Source organism: Paenibacillus sp. M-152, from assembly GCF_003856555.1.
In the GTDB taxonomy this organism is placed as follows: Bacteria; Bacillota; Bacilli; order Paenibacillales; family Paenibacillaceae; genus Paenibacillus; species Paenibacillus polymyxa_C.
The window spans coordinates 1,333,272-1,353,846 of the sequence record NZ_CP034141.1; the positions used below are offsets into that span (position 1 = coordinate 1,333,272).

18 protein-coding genes are annotated in these 20,575 nt (G+C 44.6%); 12 read left to right on the forward strand and 6 right to left on the reverse strand.

The features are described from left to right. Positions 1-19: 19 nt before the first annotated feature. The 5 genes from EGM68_RS05875 to mmsB all read left to right on the forward strand — a co-directional run bounded on the left by EGM68_RS05875 (position 20) and on the right by mmsB (position 5,092). Positions 20-523: a hypothetical protein gene (locus EGM68_RS05875; protein WP_040101958.1), complete on the forward strand. Its 504-nt coding sequence runs from the start codon at positions 20-22 to the stop codon at positions 521-523. A 46-nt stretch (positions 524-569) separates the two neighbouring features. Further along, positions 570-896 (forward strand): nucleoside triphosphate pyrophosphohydrolase, encoded by a 327-nt coding sequence (locus EGM68_RS05880; protein ID WP_129548818.1) that lies wholly within the window; start codon positions 570-572, stop codon positions 894-896. A gap of 380 nt (positions 897-1,276) precedes the next feature. Next, a complete protein-coding gene (gene chvE / locus EGM68_RS05885; protein WP_025678893.1) occupies positions 1,277-2,362 on the forward strand; it encodes a multiple monosaccharide ABC transporter substrate-binding protein in 1,086 nt (361 codons plus the stop codon). 32 nt (positions 2,363-2,394) lie between these two features. Then, positions 2,395-3,945 carry a multiple monosaccharide ABC transporter ATP-binding protein gene (gene mmsA / locus EGM68_RS05890; RefSeq protein ID WP_025678894.1) on the forward strand — a complete coding sequence of 517 codons (1,551 nt, stop codon included), beginning with the start codon at positions 2,395-2,397 and terminating at the stop codon, positions 3,943-3,945. Continuing rightward, complete coding sequence (gene mmsB, locus EGM68_RS05895; protein WP_013369743.1) at positions 3,929-5,092, forward strand: multiple monosaccharide ABC transporter permease; 1,164 nt, start codon at positions 3,929-3,931, stop codon at positions 5,090-5,092. The genes mmsA and mmsB overlap by 17 nt, the downstream gene beginning before the upstream one ends. A 105-nt stretch (positions 5,093-5,197) precedes the next feature. Here mmsB and EGM68_RS05900 read toward each other — a convergent pair whose 3' ends face one another. Both EGM68_RS05900 and EGM68_RS05905 read right to left on the reverse strand, forming a co-directional pair. After that, positions 5,198-6,103, reverse strand: coding sequence for a glucose 1-dehydrogenase (locus tag EGM68_RS05900; RefSeq protein ID WP_064962428.1), 906 nt, complete (start codon positions 6,101-6,103; stop codon positions 5,198-5,200). Between the two features lie 79 nt (positions 6,104-6,182). Next, positions 6,183-6,935 (reverse strand): MBL fold metallo-hydrolase, encoded by a 753-nt coding sequence (locus EGM68_RS05905; RefSeq protein ID WP_040101953.1) that lies wholly within the window; start codon positions 6,933-6,935, stop codon positions 6,183-6,185. A 158-nt stretch (positions 6,936-7,093) separates the two neighbouring features. Here EGM68_RS05905 and EGM68_RS05910 point away from each other — a divergent pair, with 158 nt between their 5' ends. Next, complete coding sequence (locus EGM68_RS05910; RefSeq protein ID WP_025679449.1) at positions 7,094-7,519, forward strand: Lrp/AsnC family transcriptional regulator; 426 nt, start codon at positions 7,094-7,096, stop codon at positions 7,517-7,519. Between the two features lie 62 nt (positions 7,520-7,581). On the opposite strand, the gene EGM68_RS05915 is transcribed toward EGM68_RS05910, so the two are convergent. Then, positions 7,582-8,058 carry a GNAT family N-acetyltransferase gene (locus tag EGM68_RS05915; protein WP_090736460.1) on the reverse strand — a complete coding sequence of 159 codons (477 nt, stop codon included), beginning with the start codon at positions 8,056-8,058 and terminating at the stop codon, positions 7,582-7,584. Positions 8,059-8,191: 133 nt separating this feature from the next. Here EGM68_RS05915 and EGM68_RS05920 point away from each other — a divergent pair, with 133 nt between their 5' ends. After that, positions 8,192-9,115 (forward strand): EcsC family protein, encoded by a 924-nt coding sequence (locus tag EGM68_RS05920; RefSeq protein WP_129548819.1) that lies wholly within the window; start codon positions 8,192-8,194, stop codon positions 9,113-9,115. 112 nt (positions 9,116-9,227) lie between these two features. Here the strand turns inward: EGM68_RS05920 and EGM68_RS05925 are convergent, their stop codons facing one another. Further along, complete coding sequence (locus tag EGM68_RS05925) at positions 9,228-10,496, reverse strand: MFS transporter (RefSeq protein ID WP_040101949.1); 1,269 nt, start codon at positions 10,494-10,496, stop codon at positions 9,228-9,230. 207 nt (positions 10,497-10,703) lie between these two features. Then, positions 10,704-11,390 carry a hypothetical protein gene (locus tag EGM68_RS25640; protein ID WP_165263991.1) on the reverse strand — a complete coding sequence of 229 codons (687 nt, stop codon included), beginning with the start codon at positions 11,388-11,390 and terminating at the stop codon, positions 10,704-10,706. Positions 11,391-11,677: 287 nt separating this feature from the next. Here EGM68_RS25640 and EGM68_RS05940 point away from each other — a divergent pair, with 287 nt between their 5' ends. The 5 genes from EGM68_RS05940 (at position 11,678) to EGM68_RS05960 (ending at position 19,841) form a co-directional block, all read left to right on the forward strand. Then, on the forward strand, positions 11,678-13,447 hold the full coding sequence (locus tag EGM68_RS05940; RefSeq protein WP_129548820.1) for an acid phosphatase: 1,770 nt from the start codon (positions 11,678-11,680) through the stop codon (positions 13,445-13,447). A gap of 276 nt (positions 13,448-13,723) precedes the next feature. Then, complete coding sequence (locus EGM68_RS05945) at positions 13,724-15,130, forward strand: sucrose-specific PTS transporter subunit IIBC (protein ID WP_064962421.1); 1,407 nt, start codon at positions 13,724-13,726, stop codon at positions 15,128-15,130. An 18-nt stretch (positions 15,131-15,148) separates the two neighbouring features. Then, positions 15,149-17,407: a beta-glucosidase BglX gene (gene bglX, locus EGM68_RS05950; protein WP_129548821.1), complete on the forward strand. Its 2,259-nt coding sequence runs from the start codon at positions 15,149-15,151 to the stop codon at positions 17,405-17,407. Further along, positions 17,400-18,791 (forward strand): glycoside hydrolase family 32 protein, encoded by a 1,392-nt coding sequence (locus tag EGM68_RS05955; protein WP_129548822.1) that lies wholly within the window; start codon positions 17,400-17,402, stop codon positions 18,789-18,791. The genes bglX and EGM68_RS05955 overlap by 8 nt, the downstream gene beginning before the upstream one ends. 216 nt (positions 18,792-19,007) lie before the next feature. Continuing rightward, positions 19,008-19,841 carry an AraC family transcriptional regulator gene (locus EGM68_RS05960; protein ID WP_129548823.1) on the forward strand — a complete coding sequence of 278 codons (834 nt, stop codon included), beginning with the start codon at positions 19,008-19,010 and terminating at the stop codon, positions 19,839-19,841. Between the two features lie 129 nt (positions 19,842-19,970). Here EGM68_RS05960 and queF read toward each other — a convergent pair whose 3' ends face one another. Then, complete coding sequence (gene queF, locus EGM68_RS05965) at positions 19,971-20,468, reverse strand: preQ(1) synthase (RefSeq protein WP_017426398.1); 498 nt, start codon at positions 20,466-20,468, stop codon at positions 19,971-19,973. Positions 20,469-20,575 lie beyond the last annotated feature (107 nt).

A 20,575-nucleotide genomic window follows, 5' to 3' on the forward strand; every position in this document is an offset into this window, starting at 1 on the left:
TTCAGGAGTTGATTCCCCCATGAAACATTACTCCTTAAGCAACCAACTACATAGTGAAGCTGATTTCAAATTGCCTAAGTATAGCGATACCCACATATTGAATTGCATGCTGGATTTTCAAAAGCTTGCCCAATACCAAATGCAGCTTGCCCAGATGATGCGTGACCATAATCAATGGCTAAACTGCCTCATTCTTTGTGATCGTGCCATGTTTTCTATGGCGAAGGCCATATATGTACATCGAAATCAAATCATACCTTTATCCATCAGCCTATCCATGAACGATCTGCTCAGGCTAATTCGCTCGGATGCGGAGCCGTGTTTAGATATAGTGCTGTTTATGGGTACTGTGCATTATCTGGTTTCCGGAGAGGAGGAAGCATCCAAGGAGACGATGAGGCAGGAGGAAGTTGACATGTTGCTTTATAAGACAGACTCTATTCTAGAGCGTCTATCACGGCGTATTATAACGAATCCATCGAAGCGGTATCCGTCTATTTTTAAAGAAACTCCGTTACATTAAATTGTTAAATTTTTTAACCTCCACATCAGAAAGGGTGTTATTTGATATGCCTACATACAACAAGCTGGTGCGAGACCGGATTCCGCATATCATTATATCTCAGGGGAAGGAATGTCGGACACGCATTTTAAACCTAGAGGAGTATAAGCAGGAGCTGCGAACGAAACTTCGTGAAGAGACTGAGGAATATTTTGCAACGGACAAAGATCAGGATGCGCTGGAAGAACTGGCGGACATGCTGGAAGTCATCCGAGCGCTGGCAGAAGTACATGGAGCGAATGTACCCGAGCTGGACAAGCTGCGGGCGGACAAAGCCGAGGCCCGAGGCGGATTCCAGGAGCGGGTATTCTTAATTGATGTCGATGAAGTTTAACGTCAAGCTCATTCGGATAACTTAGCGGATGAGCTTATAGCTGGAATACAACATGCCTTCGGGGTAAAGCTGTTAGCTCCGCATCTAAAATAGCTTTTCAATCAATTGCAACTACCCTCCATTGCCCCTCATTGTTTTTTATTAAAGTAATACCTTCCCCCACACAAAGGTTAAAATTTTATAAAAAAAGTTCAAAACCTGCAAAGACCTTTCCCGGCCTGGAATGATACCATGTGTTTGCACATAAAAAAGGAGAGGTGCTCATTGCCTCACTTATGTAAGCGCTATCTAACTTCTAGTCTAATTAGCACTGACCTGAGGATTTTACAAAATCCTTACCTTCAAATGACCTGCATCACATGAGGAAAGGGGAACTTCATATGAAAAAAGGAGCTGTTGTCGTTTGGCTTCTGATTTTGGCCCTGATGCTTTCGGCCTGCAATCTGGCGGAGAGTGGAACGGGCAGCAAGGAAAAAGGCTATGTGGGTATTTCCATGCCGACCAAATCGTCCGAGCGTTGGGTAGGGGACGGGGAGAATATGGTTCGGTTGTTTCAGGAGCAAGGCTATAAAACGGATTTACAGTATGCCGAGGACGTGGTGGAAAATCAAATTTCCCAAATCGAAAATATGATCACCAAGGGCGTCAATGTTATGGTCATCGCTTCGGTCGATGGGAACACGCTGACGGATGTAATTCAGAAGGCACACGACCAAGGGATTCAAGTCATTTCTTACGACCGTCTGATTCGCAACACACCGTATCTGACGTATTATGCGACTTTTGATAACTTCAAGGTGGGCGTGTTACAGGCGGCATATATTGAGAAGAAGCTGGGCCTCAAAGAAGGCAAGGGCCCTTTCAATATCGAGCTGTTCGGCGGATCACCGGATGATAATAACGCATACTTCTTCTTTAATGGTGCGATGTCCGTACTTAAACCATACATTGATTCCGGCAAGCTGGTTGTGCGCAGCAAGCAGATGACGATGGCACAGATCGCTACGCTGCGATGGGACGGAGCTTTAGCACAGTCGCGGATGGATAATCTGCTGAGTGCCTACTATTCAGGGGCCAATCTGGACGCGGTGCTCTCCCCGTATGACGGCATTAGCATCGGTATCATTTCATCCCTCAAAGGGGTCGGATATGGATCTGCGAATAAGCCACTGCCGATCATCACGGGACAGGATGCAGAACTGGCTTCAATTAAATCTATTGTAGCTGGTGAGCAGACCCAAACCATATTTAAGGACACCCGCAAGCTGGCTGAGCAAACGGTCGTGATGGCCAACAGCATTTTACAGGGCAAGCAAGCGGAAGTGAATGACGTTAAATCCTATAACAACGGTAAAAAGGTAATTCCTGCGTACTTGCTTGATCCGATCTCGGTGGATCGGACGAATGTGGAGAAGGATATTGTCGGCAGTCACTATTACACCAAAGAGCAAATTGGTCTCAAATAAGAGTAAGAATCCAACCGAAAGGAGCGTATCCCATGACTGGAATCATTTTGGAAATGAAGGGAATTACCAAAACCTTTCCTGGCGTAAAGGCATTGGAAAATGTAAATCTCAAGGTCAAGGAAGGCGAGATTCACTCGCTGTGCGGCGAGAACGGTGCGGGCAAGTCGACGCTAATGAAGGTACTGAGCGGTGTATATCCGCATGGAACCTACGAAGGGGATATTATTTTCCAAGGCAAAACGTGTGAGTTCAAGGATATCAAGCAGAGTGAGGAATTGGGCATCGTCATTATCCATCAGGAGCTGGCATTGATCCCGTATCTCTCGATTGCGGAAAATATTTATCTGGGCAACGAGCGCGCTAGCGGCGGCGTGATTGATTGGAAAGAGACTTTTGTGGGGACACGCGATCTGCTGTCTAAGGTCGGTTTGAGTGAAAATCCCAATACATTGGTTACGAACATCGGGGTCGGCAAGCAACAGCTGGTCGAAATTGCGAAAGCGCTCTCTAAAAAGGTAAAGCTGCTTATTCTGGATGAACCAACAGCGGCATTGAATGAGGATGATAGTGAAAATCTGCTTAATTTGATGCTGGAGTTTAAAAAACAGGGCATTTCCTGCATTCTCATCTCCCACAAGCTGAATGAGGTCGCAAAGGTGTCGGATTCGATTACGATTTTGCGGGATGGGAAGACGATTGAGACGCTGGATATGAAAAAGGATGAGGTCACAGAGGATCGGATCATTAGCGGGATGGTTGGACGCGATTTGACCAGCCGTTATCCAGAGCGTCATGCCAAGATTGGCAAAGTTGTGTTGGAAGTGAAGGACTGGACGGTGTATCACGAGCATCATGCAGACCGCAAGGTGCTGGATCAGGTGAATCTGAATATTCGCAGCGGTGAAATTGTCGGTATTGCCGGGCTGATGGGAGCAGGACGGACCGAGCTGGCGATGAGTATCTTTGGCAAGTCATACGGACGCAATATCTCGGGTCAACTGATTAAGGACGGTAAGCCGATCCAGAACAACACGGTTACGGACGCGATTAACAACGGTTTTGCCTATGTGACGGAGGATCGCAAGGAGTATGGCCTCATTTTAATGGATGATATCAAGCGCAATATTTCGTTGACCGGTCTGAGCAAGCTGACGAAAGGCGCTGTGGTCAATGAGCAGGAGGAAGTCGTCGTTGCAGAGGAAATGAAAAAAAGCATGAACATCAAAGCGCCGAGCATTTTACAGAAAACCGGTAATCTGAGTGGCGGTAATCAGCAGAAGGTAGTACTGAGCAAATGGATTTTTGCCGGACCGGATATTCTGATTCTAGATGAACCGACGCGCGGCATAGATGTGGGTGCTAAATATGAAATCTACACGATCATTCATCGACTTGCCGCTGAGGGTAAGGGTGTGCTGGTCATTTCGTCTGAGCTGCCAGAGGTACTAGGCTTGTGTGACCGGATTTATGTCATGAATGCCGGGCGGATCACCGGAGAGGTTAGCCGTGAGGACGCATCGCAGGAAACGTTGATGAGATATATGACCAAGTCAGGAGGCGTGAAGCATGGAAACCATAACTAAACTATTTAAAAATAACATCCGCCAATATGGAATGATGATTGCGCTGGTCGTCATTATGATCTTGTTCGAGGTGCTGACAGGCGGCTTGCTGTTGAAGCCGATTAATATTACCAATCTGATTCTGCAAAACAGCTACATTCTCGTGCTGGCCATCGGGATGGTGCTGGTTATCATCACTGGGCATATTGACTTGTCCGTCGGCTCCATAGCCGCTTTTGTCGGTGCGGTTGCCGCCATTATGATGGTCGATTGGCAGCTTCCAGCGTGGATCGCTGTAATTGCAGCTTTGCTGGTCGGAGCGTTAATTGGGGCATGGCAAGGGTTCTGGGTCGCTTATGTACGGATTCCGGCATTTATCGTGACCTTGGCGGGGATGCTGCTCTTCCGCGGATTAACAATGATCGTGTTGGAAGGCCAGTCGATCTCTCCTTTCCCGGGAGGATTTCAGAAAATCAGTTCAGGTTTCCTGCCGGATTTTTCAGCTACCGGTTATAACCTAGTATCCATCATTGTCGGCATTGCTCTTACGGTATGGTTTATTGTGAATGAACTTCGTGAACGCCGTTCTCAGCTTAAATATGGATTTGAGGTTCCACCACAGGCGTTATTTGTACTCAAATTGATCGTAGTGGCTGCTGTGATTAATCTGTTCACCTTCATGCTCGCGAGCTATGCGGGGATACCGAACATTCTTGTCCTGCTGTTCATCCTGATCGTGGTATACTCCTTTGTCATGAACCGTACGATTATGGGTCGTCATGTGTATGCATTGGGTGGAAATGAAAAGGCAGCGGGCCTGTCCGGTGTTAAAACGAAAAAAGTAACATTCTGGGTATTTGTCAACATGGGTGTACTGGCTGCCATTTCCGGTCTCATCTTTGCTGCACGTCTGAACGCGGCTACGCCGAGAGCGGGTACGAACTTTGAGCTGGATGCCATCGCAGCTTGCTTTATTGGTGGAGCTTCGGCGTCAGGCGGGATCGGCACGGTTTTTGGAGCCATTATCGGTGGTTTGGTTATGGGCGTACTGAATAACGGTATGTCTCTGATCGGCCTCGGTATTGACTGGCAGCAAGGCATCAAGGGCTTGGTACTGCTGCTGGCGGTTGCCTTCGATATTTACAACAAAAACAAAAGATCAGTCTAAGATCATATTCAATATTGTAAAATAAACAAACCTCCAGTCCCACTTAACTTGTGGATGCTGGAGGTTTGCTTGTATGTTAGGCCTTATGGCTATCAGCCAACCCAACTAAGTCGTCACCATTTGTCCGCCATTCACATGCAGCGTTTGGCCCGTAATGTAGGAGCCGTCATCCGAAGCCAGCAGCACATAGGCAGGAGCCAATTCATAAGGCTGCCCGGCACGCTTCATTGGTGTATTGCTGCCAAAGGTACGAATGACTTCAGGCGACTGTGTGGCCGGATTCAGCGGAGTCCAGATCGGACCGGGAGCAATGGCATTCACGCGAATACCTTGATCGACCAGATTATTAGCCAAAGCACGCGTGAAGCTGACAATGGCTCCTTTGGTAGCTGAATAGTCAATCAGGTTCTTTTGTCCAACATAGGCTGTAACCGATGCCGTATTGACGATGCTGGCCCCAGCCCGCATATACGGCAATGCTTCTGTAGTCATATGGAAGAACGAAATAATATTCGTGTCAAACGTATCACGAAGCTGCTGTTCACTGATATCCAGATACGATTCGCGCACAAACTGAACACCCATATTGTTAATGAGGATATCAATACGACCGAAGGTTTCCATCGTTTTTTGAACAACCAGACAGCAGTTGCTTCTTAGCCTTAGATCACCCGGAATTAACAAACAACGTCGGCCAAGCCTGTGAATGACATCACGGGTTTCCATAGCATCTCGATGCTCATCGAGATAGGCAATGACCACATCGGCTCCTTCCTTGGCAAAAGCCACTGCAACCGCGCGACCAATGCCGCTGTCCCCGCCGCTAATAATAGCCACCCGATCCTGAAGCTTTCCCGTGCCGATATACTTTGGATTATCAAATATAGGGCGTGGAACCACCAGGTATTCCAACCCCGGCTGTCTATATTGATGCTGGGGAGGAAAAGCAATCGGAACTTCTTTACATTGGGTTTCTGTACCATAATAAGGATGTTGATATTGCCAATTCATTTAATAATCCCTTCTTTTAGGCGTTTTGAAATCCAATATATTCGAAATGGGCGCAAACGGTGAATCGGGAGTTATCACCTTATGCCGAAATCGTTGCTCCATCTGCCGGAATATGGACACGCTTCTCCAGACCTTCACGATTGATATGTTCCGTAAGCTCGGAGCGAGTCAGTACACAATGGTTGATTGCTTCCATATGGACAGCAACGACTTGTGTGTAAGGGGCATGCTGTGCAACAGCCGTTACATCTTGGGCAGTCATAATAATGGGATCACCCACCGTAAACCGCGCTCCTCCAGCGTTCACGATCGTCCAGTCAGGGCGGAATTTATCCAGTGCCTCCGCAACTTCACTGCACCAAATGGTATCCCCGGCCACATAGACGACAGGCTCACCTGGAGCCTGAAATACAAAGCCAGATACGGGTCCCATCTGTTCCCCGATTTCTCCGGTACCGTGATGCCCGGTTGTACGGGTAATCTCGATTTTCCCGACTGAGCCAGCCACCGAAATCGGAGTAACCTGTGTAAAACCGTCAGCCATGATTTGTTCTTCATTTCCGGGCTGGCAGAAGACAGGAATTTGTTTGTCCAGCCAGCGTACTGCCGCCGGGTCCCAATGGTCTGGATGCAAATGCGTGACGATGACCACGTCAGGCTGTCCAAGCGTCTGCCATTGTGGTGGCAAGGGAACCAGCGGATTGCGGAGAGTGTTTTCCGTATTGGGAACTGGTGGATTTAGGCCAGCATCACTCAGCATCGGATCAATCAGAAATTTTACTCCAGCGTATTCGATCCATAAGGTTGCGTTGCGGATTAGTGTGATTTTCATATATAGAAGCTCCTTTGATCGTAAATGTTTTTTGACCGAATGTATTTTCGGCCGTTCTTTGTTTCTGCTACAATCATATCTGACGCAAGAACATGCAGGCTACGGCCTGCTGAAAGGAAAACCAGCATTCTCGTTTCATCATGAAAGGAAAAATAACTATGGAACTATTCGTACCTGATGAGACCGACCTGCGCATTCTTCATCATTTAATTGAAGACAGCTCTTTAACGCACAAGGAGATTGGTCAGCTTGTTCATTTGACAGGCCAAGCAGTAGGGGCACGTGTTCGAAAAATGCAGGATGCAGGTATTATTGAAGGCTATACACTGCGTTGGAACCCTGAGAAAATTGGGCAGACGATTCATGCCTTTATTACGGTTTTTCTGAATTCAGGAACGACTCACAGTGCTTTTCAGACTTTTGCACGGGAGCATCCCTCTATTGTCGAAATCCATCGGGTAAGTGGGGAGGGCTGTTATTGGATGCGGGTTCGCATGTCATCACAGTCAGAGTTAAATACCATGCTGGATGAACTTACGAAGTTTGGTAACTACAAATTGAGCTTTTCCATTGGCGTAATTTAATAATAAAAGCTTTCGGCGTTTGTGCCGAAAGCTTTTGTTTACGAGGGCAATTGAAGTCAGCGTTATACGCTCATTTTAAAAATATGCTGTAAGCCGTGTTGTCCCATTTTAGTGTTACCTTCATTGATAAAGCCGCATTTGAGATACAGATTTTGGGCAGCATGATTACGGGCATTGACGCCCAGTACAATCTCGCAAATATGTGGAAAGTGTCTAGAGATAAACTGTGGTAGCAGAAGCAGTCCTTGTTTAGCGAACCCTTGTCCTTGATCTGCATAATGAATAGAAAACGCACGTAGCAACAGTGCCTCAGAAGTATTCGTATAGTCTGCTAATTCATCTCCATCGTATAAAATGAAAAATCCAACCGGCCTTCCAGTAGCCGTAATGACAACAGGATGGCGGTGTGGGTCTTCCTTGGCTAGTGCCAGCATTTCAGCTGGCATTCCAGTAAATTGCTTCTGCTCCTCAGGCAAATAAAAGGTATGTAAAATAGCATCATGCTCACAATGGTAAGGGACAAGCTCTATATTATTCATCATTACACTCCGATCTGGACAAATTTTAATCTACTATATCAATCTCGTTTACTAAAAAAAGAAACCTGAACTCGTCTTACTTACGTATTATCCATACATAAACTAGCATAGTCAAAAGGAGACATCTACGCTTATGAAGCCGCTTATAGAATATCGGGAAAGTCAGGATGTATTGCACCAAGAGCTGAAGCATATTGAGAAGTGGGAGAAGGAGCAGAAGGATATTTTTTTCTGGGAAAAAATCGGTAGATGGCCCTTTATGCTACTGGATCGGCTGACGCCCAAAATCATTAAAGACAAGCTGGAGCAACTGCTTAATGAGATGGGCAGCTTCATTCAGAATGGCGGCAAATATTTGGTGAAAGAAGAAATAGTTCTGAGCAAGCTGAACAAGAAGGCCCGTGAATATATGATTCAGCAAAATGGTGCAGATTTCGTCTCGGATCCGGAGGATCAGCTCCGTGCCGGGGAAAATGCAGATGCGGAGCATAGTGAGGAATCCACGTGGGATTTGAAGCAGGCGACAGAGCTCCCACTAACGATCATGGATCAGACTGCGGACGATATGACGTCGGGACGCATTACCTTTGCCACCGCTCAAGGAGCAACCACGGGAATTGGCGGAGTGTTTACGATTGCGGCGGATATCCCTATTTTGCTCGGCTTGTCACTCAAGGTGCTTCAGGAAATCGCTTTGTGCTATGGCTTTAACCCCCATGATAAGCAGGAACGCATTTTTATTATTAAATGTATGCAATTTGCTTCATCCGATATTGTGGGTAAAAAGGCTGTATTAGAGGAACTGGCCTTGTTCGATGATCCTTCACGTCAGGCACAGGTTTTTTCCCAGATGCAGGGATGGAAAGAGGTCATTAACACCTATCGCGATCAGTTTGGATGGAAAAAGCTGCTGCAAATGGTCCCAATTGCAGGCATTTTGTTTGGCTCCATTGCCAATCGAAGTGCGATTAGTGACGTAGCTGAAGCGGGGAAAATGCTGTATCGGAAGCGTCGTATTTTAAAGCGTTTAGCAGAAGTAGAGAATGGGTTGGAGTAGAAGTAAGGAATAGAGGAGAGATGAAGAGTGGGGTAGAAATGAGGAATGGAGCTTGAGTTAGTTGTTTATGAAGGTGTGCAGCGGCCAATGATGGCCGCCACACGGTTGCCTGTTACACTTCGGCTCCATTTTCTTCCGCCCAGCGATTCAGGGTTTTGTCTGTAGGAAGTAAGAAGGTTAAAATGCCGAGCAGTGGCAAAAAGCCACACAGGAACATGATGTTGGTGATGCCTACTTTGTCGATCCAATTGCCGAGCACGAGTGCGCCCACACCGCCCAGACCAAAAGCCAGGCCTGTAATGAGACCGGACACCGTCCCGATTTTGCCAGGCACGAGCATCTGTGCATATACGACTGTGACCGAAAAGCTGGACAACATAATAAATCCGATAATCGCCAGCAGGATCGCCGTCCAGAATTGGTTGGCATAAGGCAATAGCAGCGCCAGCGGTGCAGCTAATACCATGGACAGAAAAATCATATTGCGTTTACCAAAACGGTCTGCCAGCGGGCCGCCAAAAAAGGTGCCCAGCGCTCCAGCTCCGAGGAACAGGAAAATGTACAGCTGTGCGTCAGCCAATGGCATTTTAAATACTTCCATCAGGTAAAACGAATAGTAACTGCCGACCGAGGTCGAATACCACGAACGAACAAATACCAGCAGAATGAGGACAATCATGGCAAACATAATACGGCTGCGCACTTCGGGTTTCATGCGGCGTGTCGCCGTTTTTTTGCGTGCAATGCCTTCTGTACGCAGGACGTTACCGTACCAGCGGGCAATGAACGATTGCACTACAATTCCGGCTGCCGCAATGCCTGTGAACCAGATGGCGCCAAACTGCCCCAACGGGATAAAAATCCAGCTTGTGAGCATCGGTGCCAGCGATTGACCTGCATTGCCGCCGACCTGGAAAATGGATTGTGCCAATCCACGGCGTGATCCTGCCGCCATATGGGATACGCGCGAGCCTTCCGGGTGAAAGGCAGCTGATCCTAGACCCACGAAGATGACTGCGATTAGCACCGCTTTATAATCGGCAGCATAGGCGAGCAGCAGCATGCCAGTCAGCGTAAAGCCCATACCGATAGGAAGGATAGCGGGCGTAGGCCGTTTGTCCGAAAACAAGCCAATTACAGGCTGCATAATTGAAGCTGTAAAGTTGATGGCGAATGAAATCCAGCCGATCTGCGTGTAGCTCAGGCTCATAGATTCCTTCAAGATCGGAAAGATCGCTGGAATGACCGATTGAATCGAGTCATTGAACAGATGGACGAAACTGATTGCAATCAAAATCGCAAAAACGGTGCCTTTCGCTTGCGGCCCGGGGAGGGGGAGCGATTGGCCCGTTTCTTTTTTTGTAGCAGATTTAGTAGTCATGGCAACCTCCGGATATGTATGTATATTTTAAGATATAGGAAGCAATCCGTTTGCAGCAAATGGCTGAAAGTGGGATAAAGTCCCCCTTTACTCATCGCTGCTTGCCCATTCTGCTGGATACTCTTTATTACTCGATCCTCTAATTCACAATAGATTATCTTGCTCTGAGTGCATTGTATCTGTATAAGATATCCTTTACTTATCATTTTACTCTCTAACATGCATGAATGGGTTCAACTCGTCTTCAGGGATTATTACATTTCCACAGTAGACTATATTGGAATGAAATTCCCATTCGCCATATGCCACCAAATGGTTATCATCCTTAACTCTTTTGATTAATGCCCAAATCCCAAGATTACTTTGTGCGTTTGCATCAAGAAGAATCCAATCCTTGTATTGCAATAGCTGAGGCTCTCCAAACATATGAAATGAATCCAGATAGCCTGTTCCATCACGGGGTGGCATTTCATTACATACATTTTTCAAAAAAAGGACTTGCTCCACTCTGACATGGATCCAAGCTCTTTTTTCATTTTTGGATATGATGTCTTCAAATCTACATTTAATAAACGCAGAGAAGTTGATCTCATCAGGTTGTTCTTCCCAACCATTAAAATGTGAATAAGCAGGTCTGAATAAAGTCCAAAAAGTTTCTCCAACGGACATATGAAAAGGAAAATATACTTGTACTTTTTTTAAGTCACCTTCTGCCGGGGGGTTCAATGCTCTTTCCCATATCTCACTATTTAGATCTGGAATATCATGTTTGAAATCTGCCCAGTCCATAGCATCTTCGATGGCTACAATCTCAAAATCTTTGTTTTCTAATAGGGGTTTATCTGGTACCTGTTGACACGCTCCACACTTGAAAGCAATAGTTTCCTCGTTCATAAGACAACCTACCTTAATTAAATTTTATGCTCTACTGCTCCAACTATATTGATCATAAGGACATATCAACATGGTGGAAGTATTACAAACACCATAAAACTATTTCTATGTTGAATGTTGCTGATATTCCTTTTACATATAAATAAGCAAGAAGAATTTAACAAAACTAAGCTCTTTATTTAACAAACTTAAGATATGATTTTTTATGTCATACAACTTGTTGTATAGACAATAGCTCCGTAGAAATAGTATGAAGAGCACAAGAGAAGAGAGGATCTGATTTGAGAATGAAATTGCTAAGGAAACCACTATCAGTTGCATTATTATCTTTACCTTTACTTCTAGGTTCTCTAGGTGGAAGTTATGCGAGTGCGGCCACGCTGCCAACGACAGTAACTCCAACAGAAGCGTCATGGGGATATTTTGTAGATCATTATAAAAATAATAGTGCTGCTAATAAGACGGAAAGCTCCAATCCGACTCTCTGGCTGCTCTCTGAATTTAATAAGCTTTGGACTCCCGGTGCTACCTGGGACACGGGCACCAAATTAAACAGCAGTGTACTGGATGCTAATATTCAAAAGGTAATTGATATCGCTGCCCGTCGCACTTCCAGTGAGGCCGATGCGGCTTATTTGGATGATCGTCGAAATCAGAGCTACAGTGTAATCGACGGTCTGGGTTCGCTCACTGATGTATATCGAAAGAAGGCAGGCGCCACGACAACAATCAACGACGTCCCGGCCGATGCTACAACTAAAAAATATGAAGATGAGGGAACAAACGCAGGGGATACAAGCTCCAGTCTCGGCAACGTCGTGAATTTGGTCAATACCTTGCGCGGGGAATACTCTACGACGAACCCGGCTAAGTCTTACTTTAGTTATCCTCGTCCGTTTCGCTGGAGCGATAATTCAGTGGTTGTCCCGAGCCTGGTCCCTGCGCTCAAATCTGATGCTACTAATGATGGCGGCTTTCCAAGCGGTCATACCAATGCTGCGTATCTCAGTTCTATTGCTATGGCCTATGCCATGCCGGAGCGTTATCAGGAATTGCTGACACGAGCTTCGGAGCTGGGCAATAATCGTGTTGTTGCTGGTATGCATTCCCCGCTTGATGTTATGGGAGGGCGTGTCATGGCAACAGCGCTGGCTGCTGCCATCCTGTCTGATCCAGCCAATAGCAGCTTGAAGAAAGCAGCTTATCAGGATGCTCATAAACAATTGCTGTCCCAAAAAGGTACAGCCCCAGATCGTTTCAGCAACTATGCTACAAACAAGAAAAATTATAATCAACGATTAACGTACGGATTCAGCCCGATTAATCCAACGACGAAGCCAATGACAGTGCCTAAGGGAGCGGAGGTATTATTAGAAACACGCCTACCTTACCTTGACAGCACACAACGCCGTTGGGTATTGGCTACCACGGGGATTCCTTCCGGCTATCCTGTGCTGGATGATGCTGAGGGATGGGGACGATTAAACCTGTTTTCCGCTGCGGATGGCTACGGTGCTTTTGTCAATCATGTTACGGTGAATATGGATGCTTCCAAAGGCGGTTTCAATGCATTGGATCGCTGGCGCAACAATATTTCCGGTGTTGGAATGCTGACTAAAAAGGGAACAGGTACGTTGAAGCTTATGGGCGGCAATACGTATTCCGGCGGTACACAGATCGATCAAGGCATACTCGAAGGTAATTCGGAGGCAGCTTTCGGAAGTGGTGCAGTTACGAATAACGGGGGAACTCTTCTTAAAAACAATTCTGGAAAGCTGATTGTTGGCGGGAATTACAAACAAACTGCCAAGGGAAAACTTGAACTCAACCTAGGCAGTAAAAATGACGTACTTAAAATTAAGGGAACAGCCCAACTTAACGGGAAATTACGCCTGAATTTTTCTAACAAATATGTACCAGCTAGTGGTGCCACCATTTTAACCTACGGTAAACGCAATGGGGCATTCTCTTCCATTGAAGCAGCAGGTCTACCAAGCAATTATAAAGTGAAGGTTGTCTATACAGCCAATAGTGTTCAGTTAAAAGTCACGAAGTAACCAAATAGGACAATTTAAGGTGCACCTTTGGAATACACCGGATAAACCATGAAGTTATCCAGTGCCCATTCTTAAGGTGCATTTTTTGTTCCCGTAAAAAGCCCATTTCTCAGAGTTATTTATAGCCAAGGGTATAAAAAGGTCAAAATTTGACCTTAATGTAGTAAAATAATCGCGCTGTTTGAAAGCGCAGTCATGTTATTCTTAAGAAGCATATTAGTCCAAGTTTTAAAGGTACAGACTAACTAAGAGGAACAGAGGAAAGGAAGAAGACTGATGAGTCTTGAGAAAGAATACGTTAAAATAGCCCAGGATGTCATTAAAGGGCTTGGCGGAGAAGACAATATTATTTCTATGGCACATTGTGCTACACGGTTGAGATTGATTGTAAAAGACAGGGACATTATTGATGATGAATTTATTGAGAATATTGATAAGGCAAAAGGGGTGTTTTTTACCTCCGGACAATATCAAATTATTTTTGGAACCGGTACCGTGAACAAGGTTTACGAAGCAATGGTCGGCCAGAACGTATCTGCTACATCAAAGGCAGAGCTGAAAGAGAAGGCCTCAACACAAGATGACAACTTTTTCAAAAGAATGATTCGGGTTTTCGGAGATGTATTTGTTCCCATTATCCCAGCATTGGTAGCTACCGGATTGTTTATGGGAGTTAGGGGCTTGGTAACTCAGCCTGCACTGCTTCAGTTATTTGGACTTACACCGGATGATATTTCTGCGAATTTCATATTATTTACACAAATACTGACCGATACCGCGTTTGCCTTTTTGCCTGTGCTGGTATGCTGGTCAGCGTTCAGAGTATTTGGCGGGTCGCCAATCTTGGGGATATTGCTCGGACTCATGCTGGTAAGTCCTTCTTTACCTACATCCTGGGATGTCGCTCAACATGTGAAGGAACCTCTTTTATTTTTGGGCTTCATCAAAATCGCAGGCTATCAGGGTTCAGTTCTGCCGGCGTTCATTATAGGGATCGTGGGAGCGATGATGGAGAAGAGAATCAGGAAATCCGTTCCCGAAGCACTGGACTTGATTTTGACACCGTTTCTGACATTATTGCTCACACTGGTACTGGGCTTGTTCGTGATTGGTCCCATCTTCCATGAAGTAGAGGTTTTAATATTATCGGCAGTTACAGCTATTTTGAAGTTGCCGTTTGGCATTGGCGGATTTATTTATGGAGGCATTAATCAGATTATTGTCGTTACCGGACTGCACCATGCGTTGAACCTGATCGAAATACAGATGCTGGTGGATGGCGGCTGGAATATGGTTAACCCGATCAGTTCGGCATCTATTTGTGCACAAGCGGGTGCGGCGTTAGCTGTCGGCTTGAAATCCAAAAGATTAAAAACCAAATCTATTGCCTACCCGTCTGCCGTGTCTGCACTGCTCGGCATTACAGAACCCGCTATTTTTGGGGTGAACATTCGATATGGCAAACCATTCGTGATGGGCTTGATTGGGGGAGCGGTTGGAGGATTCTTCGCACGTATCTTTAATGTTCAAGCAACAGGCATGTCGATTACAGCTATACCTGGTTTGTTATTGTATCTGAATAATCAGATTTTTCTGTATGCTTTAGTTTGTGTAATCGGTTTTGGTGTAGCATTTGCATTGACGTGGGTCTTTGGATTTAAAGAAAAAATAGAGAACAAATAAAATTTAGTGGAGAAAATCATGGACAACAAAACATTGCTTGAAAAATTGAACAGCCTTTCAATAGAAGAGAAAATCGGCCAGCTCATCCAACTAACCGGTGATTTTTTTGAAGGTGACATGGATACGGTTGTGACGGGCCCTTTGAAAAAACTAGGGCTAAATACGGACTATAATATTTATAATACGGGCTCCATATTAAACATTACCAACCCGGAAAAAATAATCCGGTTGCAAACCGATTATTTGGAAAAATCGGTTCATAAAATTCCGCTGTTATTCATGGCAGATATTATCTATGGATACCGAACCATCTTCCCGATTCCGATTGCTCAAGCATGTAGTTGGAACTATGAGGAGATAGAGAATGCGGCTTCGATTGCTGCTCAGGAATGCTACGATGAAGGCATTCATGTAACCTTTTCTCCTATGGTAGATATGGTTAGAGATCCTCGCTGGGGGCGGGTGATGGAATCGCCTGGAGAAGATACCTTGCTGGCGCAGAAATATGCGCAAAGCGTAGTGCTGGGAATCCAGGGCAGCAACTTGGAAGATGGAGCCGTACCAGCTAATAAAATTGCTGCTTGTGTCAAGCATTTTGCCGCTTATGGAGCACCTGTCGCCGGACGTGAATACAATGCCGTGGATCTATCGGAGCATGCATTGCGAGAATATTATTTGCCTGGATATCAAGCTGCAATAGAAGCGGGTGCCAAGCTTGTTATGACGGCTTTTAATACGTTGAATGGTATCCCTGCGACTGGAAACGAGTGGCTTAACCGTAGTGTATTAAGACAGGAAATGAATTTTGACGGTGTATTGATCTCGGATTACGCCGCTATTGAAGAGTTAATCATGCATGGTTATGCCGAAGACGAGGCTTCCGCCGCTAGGCTGGCACTGTTGGCAGGTGTAGATGTGGATATGAAGACGGCAGTGTACGCTAATCAATTGAAAGATGTAATTTCTGATAATGACTATATGTTGGAGCTTCTGAATGAAGCTGTATATCGTGTCTTAAAGCTGAAAAATGATTTGGGGCTGTTCGAGGACCCATACCGCGGAATACAGGAAATCGTTAAACGTTCAACAAGCAGTATTCTGTCAGACGAACATAAACAAGCGGCACTGTCCTTGGCAGAAGAATCCGTTGTGCTGCTAAAAAATGAAAATAATGTATTGCCGTTGTCAAAGGAAACGAAGGTAGCTTTAATGGGTCCCTATGCAGAAGAAAATTCTACCTTGGGCATGTGGGCGATTAAGGGAGAGCAGACAGACACTATAAATTTGAAAACAGGGTTGTTACAGCTTGTTGGCTCCGACAATCTCTCGGTATGCAGAGGAAGTTATCTGCTACCTCCTGATGCAAGGGAAACGTTCGATAAATATGCGGACAAGCTGGCTGTTGAAACAGGTTCCGAGGAAGTTCTACTGCAAGAAGCCATTAGGAATGCAAATGAAGCAGAAGTCATAGTCCTTGCCTTGGGAGAAAGTATTTATCAGAGCGGAGAAGGTGGATCACGAACGAATCCGACGCTTCCAGAGCCGCAATTGAGACTACTTCATGAATTAAGCTTATTGGGCAAAAGGATTGTTCTGATCGTATATAGTGGAAGACCTTTGATCCTTACCGATGTTGCTGGAAAAGTGGACGCCATTGTTCAGGCCTGGTATCCGGGAACGATGGGCGGAGAAGCGCTGGCCAATATACTGTATGGGAAAGTAAATCCGTCTGGGAAATTAGCGATGACCTTTCCACGTAGCGTTGGACAAATTCCGGTATACTACAATGAGCTGAATACAGGAAGACCGAATTTAAAGGAAAATGGCTCTTATCGCTTTGCGTCCCGATATATAGATGAAGTGAACGAACCCTTGTATCCGTTTGGCTATGGCCTATCCTATACCTCATTTGAATACAGTCTATTAACCGTCAGCCAAAAGGAAATGAAAACAAATGAGTCAGTGGATATCCGTATTTCTGTATCCAATACTGGAACGTATGCTGGGAAAGAAACGATTCAATTATATATTCGTGATAAATTTGCAAGTGTTGCAAGACCCGTTAAAGAATTAAAAGACTTTAAAAAAGTATTTTTACAAAGCGGCGAGACTACGATTGTAGAATTTTCAGTGAATGAGGACATGCTTAAATTTTATGGACGTGAAATGGAGTATAAGAGTGAGCCAGGCGAATTTGAGGTTTATATCGGTTCAAGCTCACAAGACATTTTGCTAAGCTTTAGTTTTACTTTGTTACCGGAGGATAAACATGAATAAAAGCGACGCTTATCATCTTAAATATCATATTACTCCTCCTTACGGGCTATTAAATGATCCTAATGGACTTGCCTTTTTCAATCAACAATATCATGTCTTCTATCAGTGGAACCCCCAAGGAACCGAACATCGAAATAAATGCTGGGGCCATGTTGTTTCGAGCGATCTGGTGCATTGGCAAAGAAAAGGTGTAGCACTGGAGCCTTCGGAATGGTATGACAAGGATGGCATTTATTCTGGAGGAGCTATAGTTCATGATGAAAAGCTGTATCTGTTTTACACAGGAAATGTAATCAGAAATGATGGAGTCAAGGAAAGCTATCAATGCGCAGCCATTTCGGAGGATGGGGAGCATTTTCAGAAAATGGGCCCTTTGTTCGAACATCCCAAAGGCTATACCAGACATGTCCGAGATCCGAAAGTATGGAGAGATCGGAACGGGAGCTGGTGGCTGATCGTGGGCGCTCAAAGAGAGGATCTGACTGGAGAAACGCTTATCTACAAATCTGCAGATTTGTCTGATTGGGAATACCAAGGATCATTTTTGGATCATGATCATAAGTTCGGATATATGTGGGAATGTCCTGATCTACTTCAATTTGCGGAAAATGATATTTTTGTCTTCTCTCCTCAGGGTTTACCGGAAGCAGGCGAATATTATAGAAACCCTAACCAATCGGGATATATTGTTGGGAAATTCATGGATACAGGAAAATTTAGCGGGAATCTTGCCCATTTCAAAGAGCTTGATCGGGGGTTTGATTTCTACGCGCCACAATCATTTAAGGTGAATGATAGAACCATTATGTTCGGATGGATGAGTGCCATGAATGAAGAAGCAGAGAGGGCTGTTCCAACCATTCAGGAAGGCTGGATTCATGCGCTGACCCTTCCTAGAGAAATAGTGTTGTCTAACGGTGTGCTATACCAGAAACCATTATCGGAATTACAGTTGTTAAGATTGGATGGTGTGCATTCTAAGGAGAACATTCACAAAAATGGGGTTTGGATGCTGCCTTCCTTGCAGGTGGAATGTATTGTTCATTTTTCGAAGCTTACAGAGAACTTCAAAATGATAGTAAGAAATGCTGTGGAAATTGACTATGATTCAGAAGAAAACAGTTTAACCGTATGGAGAACCAACTGGTTGACGAACCAGAGGGAGTACAGAAAAGCAACATTAGCCAATCAACTTGTAGACATGCAAATATTTATAGAAAGCTCAAGTCTGGAGATTTTTGTGAACGAAGGCGAGGAAGTATTTTCTCTGCGTTATTTCTTGGAAGATACGGAACAGCGCAGTGTGATGCTTGATGCAGGAGATAATGAAGGAGAAATTAAGATTTATCAGCTGCAGGAATGTGGAGCCATAATCAATCATTAAAACGATATTCTTTATCTTTTACCTGCAGAGCTACAAACAGGCAAGGAAAGGCTGTTCATTCTCCGTTTGCGAGAAGAACTGCCTTTTTTTGTTTTAGTCGGCTGAAGAGATTTCAGCTTGTGTAGGCATTTTACTATCGGTATAGTATGAGTATTAGAGTATATGACTGAATATAAATTACTGTTGATTACTCATAGCTGGTTGATGAGGTGTCGTATGAAAAAAATTTATGAACATATTGAAATAGACAGAAGAAAAATGATTAACCTCTTTATGTTTCAATCGACAGATACAGAAAGAGTCATCCCCATGCATTTTCACAGCAATATGGAATTAATCTATTGTACAAGTGGAAGCCTCAAAGTGTGGCATGAAGGAAAGATAACCATTTTGAAGGAAAAGGATGCACTTTTTATTAATAGCAATGTACCGCACTCCACACAAAGTATTACGGAAAACCAAGTTGTTGTATTGCAATTTCCAGCTACCTTTTTTGCCAATGAACAAGTATTCATCCAATTAAACACGCAAGAGAAACAAGTTGAACATACTATACTTTCTAAATTAAGAGAGTTATTTATGGATATATATAACCTGCATATTTCCAAAGGGAAATATGACTATATTTTAGAGCAAAGCCGAATTATTGAGCTTAAGTATTTGCTCGTTAACCATTTTAGTCAGGCAGCAGACTTACAGCCAGAGGTATTTAGTGAAAAGCAGCAAAAGATAAAGACGATTATGGATTTTATTAAAGACCATTATGCTGAAAATATCAGCCTGGCGAAAACAGCCCGAATTTGCGGCTATTCGGAGGCGTATTTGTCGAGAATGTTTCATGAATATACAGGTCAGACGTTTACGGAGTACAAGCAAATTCTTTGTCTGGAAAAAGCAATCGATTTATTGGAAACAACGAATAAGTCACTTACAGAAATCTCTTACGAGGCAGGCTTTCCAAATGAAAAATCGTTTAGAAAAGCTTTTAAGGAAGTTATGGGGAAAACCCCTTATGAATATAAAAAATCAAAATTTGATCTGAGTGTGTAAACGTCACAAGCGTAATCCTTTTATGGATTATTCAATAAACTAGAAAACAAGGGGCTGTCCCTGCGTCATTTTTTGACCTGTGGGACAGCCCTTTGTTTATTTGTATGCAAGTGCACAGAGAGGATCAGCCTATCGATTATCCACCGTCTCTGGATACATATCATGGTTCATCATACGATGCTCTGCGATTTGCTCATATTTCGTTCCCGGCTTGCCGTAGTTGGTGTACGGGTCGATCGAGATGCCGCCGCGTGGCGTGAATTTGCCCCATACTTCAATGTAGCGAGGGTCCATCAGCTTAATCAAGTCATTCATGATGATATTGACACAGTCTTCATGGAAATCACCGTGGTTGCGGAAGCTGAACAGGTACAGCTTAAGGGACTTGCTTTCAACCATTTTAATATCAGGAATGTAGCTGATGTAGATGGTTGCAAAATCAGGTTGTCCTGTGATCGGGCACAGGCTGGTGAACTCTGGACAATTGAATTTTACAAAATAATCGCGGTACGGGTGTTTATTATCAAAGCTTTCGAGAATGGCAGGATCATAGGCAAAAGTGTATTGTGTGCCTTGATTGCCAAGTAGGGTAACGTCGGTCATTTCTTCAGGTTTTCTTCCGGTCATGTTGAGTGAGGCTCCTTAAAGTTGGTTTAGTTTGGTAAAAGGGAGAGGGAGTTATGGTGGGGAGGTTCGGTTAGGCGACGCTTCGCGAAGGATTTGAGCTTCCAATC

Bases quoted from the DNA above. Each gene is read 5' to 3' on its own strand.
- EGM68_RS05875 (WP_040101958.1), top strand. From the start codon at position 20: ATGAAACATTACTCCTTAAGCAACCAACTACATAGTGAAGCTGATTTC.
- EGM68_RS05880 (WP_129548818.1), top strand. From the start codon at position 570: ATGCCTACATACAACAAGCTGGTGCGAGACCGGATTCCGCATATCATT.
- chvE (WP_025678893.1), top strand. From the start codon at position 1,277: ATGAAAAAAGGAGCTGTTGTCGTTTGGCTTCTGATTTTGGCCCTGATG.
- mmsA (WP_025678894.1), top strand. From the start codon at position 2,395: ATGACTGGAATCATTTTGGAAATGAAGGGAATTACCAAAACCTTTCCT.
- mmsB (WP_013369743.1), top strand. From the start codon at position 3,929: ATGGAAACCATAACTAAACTATTTAAAAATAACATCCGCCAATATGGA.
- EGM68_RS05900 (WP_064962428.1), bottom strand. From the start codon at position 6,103: ATGAATTGGCAATATCAACATCCTTATTATGGTACAGAAACCCAATGT.
- EGM68_RS05905 (WP_040101953.1), bottom strand. From the start codon at position 6,935: ATGAAAATCACACTAATCCGCAACGCAACCTTATGGATCGAATACGCT.
- EGM68_RS05910 (WP_025679449.1), top strand. From the start codon at position 7,094: ATGGAACTATTCGTACCTGATGAGACCGACCTGCGCATTCTTCATCAT.
- EGM68_RS05915 (WP_090736460.1), bottom strand. From the start codon at position 8,058: ATGAATAATATAGAGCTTGTCCCTTACCATTGTGAGCATGATGCTATT.
- EGM68_RS05920 (WP_129548819.1), top strand. From the start codon at position 8,192: ATGAAGCCGCTTATAGAATATCGGGAAAGTCAGGATGTATTGCACCAA.
- EGM68_RS05925 (WP_040101949.1), bottom strand. From the start codon at position 10,496: ATGACTACTAAATCTGCTACAAAAAAAGAAACGGGCCAATCGCTCCCC.
- EGM68_RS25640 (WP_165263991.1), bottom strand. From the start codon at position 11,390: ATGAACGAGGAAACTATTGCTTTCAAGTGTGGAGCGTGTCAACAGGTA.
- EGM68_RS05940 (WP_129548820.1), top strand. From the start codon at position 11,678: ATGAAATTGCTAAGGAAACCACTATCAGTTGCATTATTATCTTTACCT.
- EGM68_RS05945 (WP_064962421.1), top strand. From the start codon at position 13,724: ATGAGTCTTGAGAAAGAATACGTTAAAATAGCCCAGGATGTCATTAAA.
- bglX (WP_129548821.1), top strand. From the start codon at position 15,149: ATGGACAACAAAACATTGCTTGAAAAATTGAACAGCCTTTCAATAGAA.
- EGM68_RS05955 (WP_129548822.1), top strand. From the start codon at position 17,400: ATGAATAAAAGCGACGCTTATCATCTTAAATATCATATTACTCCTCCT.
- EGM68_RS05960 (WP_129548823.1), top strand. From the start codon at position 19,008: ATGAAAAAAATTTATGAACATATTGAAATAGACAGAAGAAAAATGATT.
- queF (WP_017426398.1), bottom strand. From the start codon at position 20,468: ATGACCGGAAGAAAACCTGAAGAAATGACCGACGTTACCCTACTTGGC.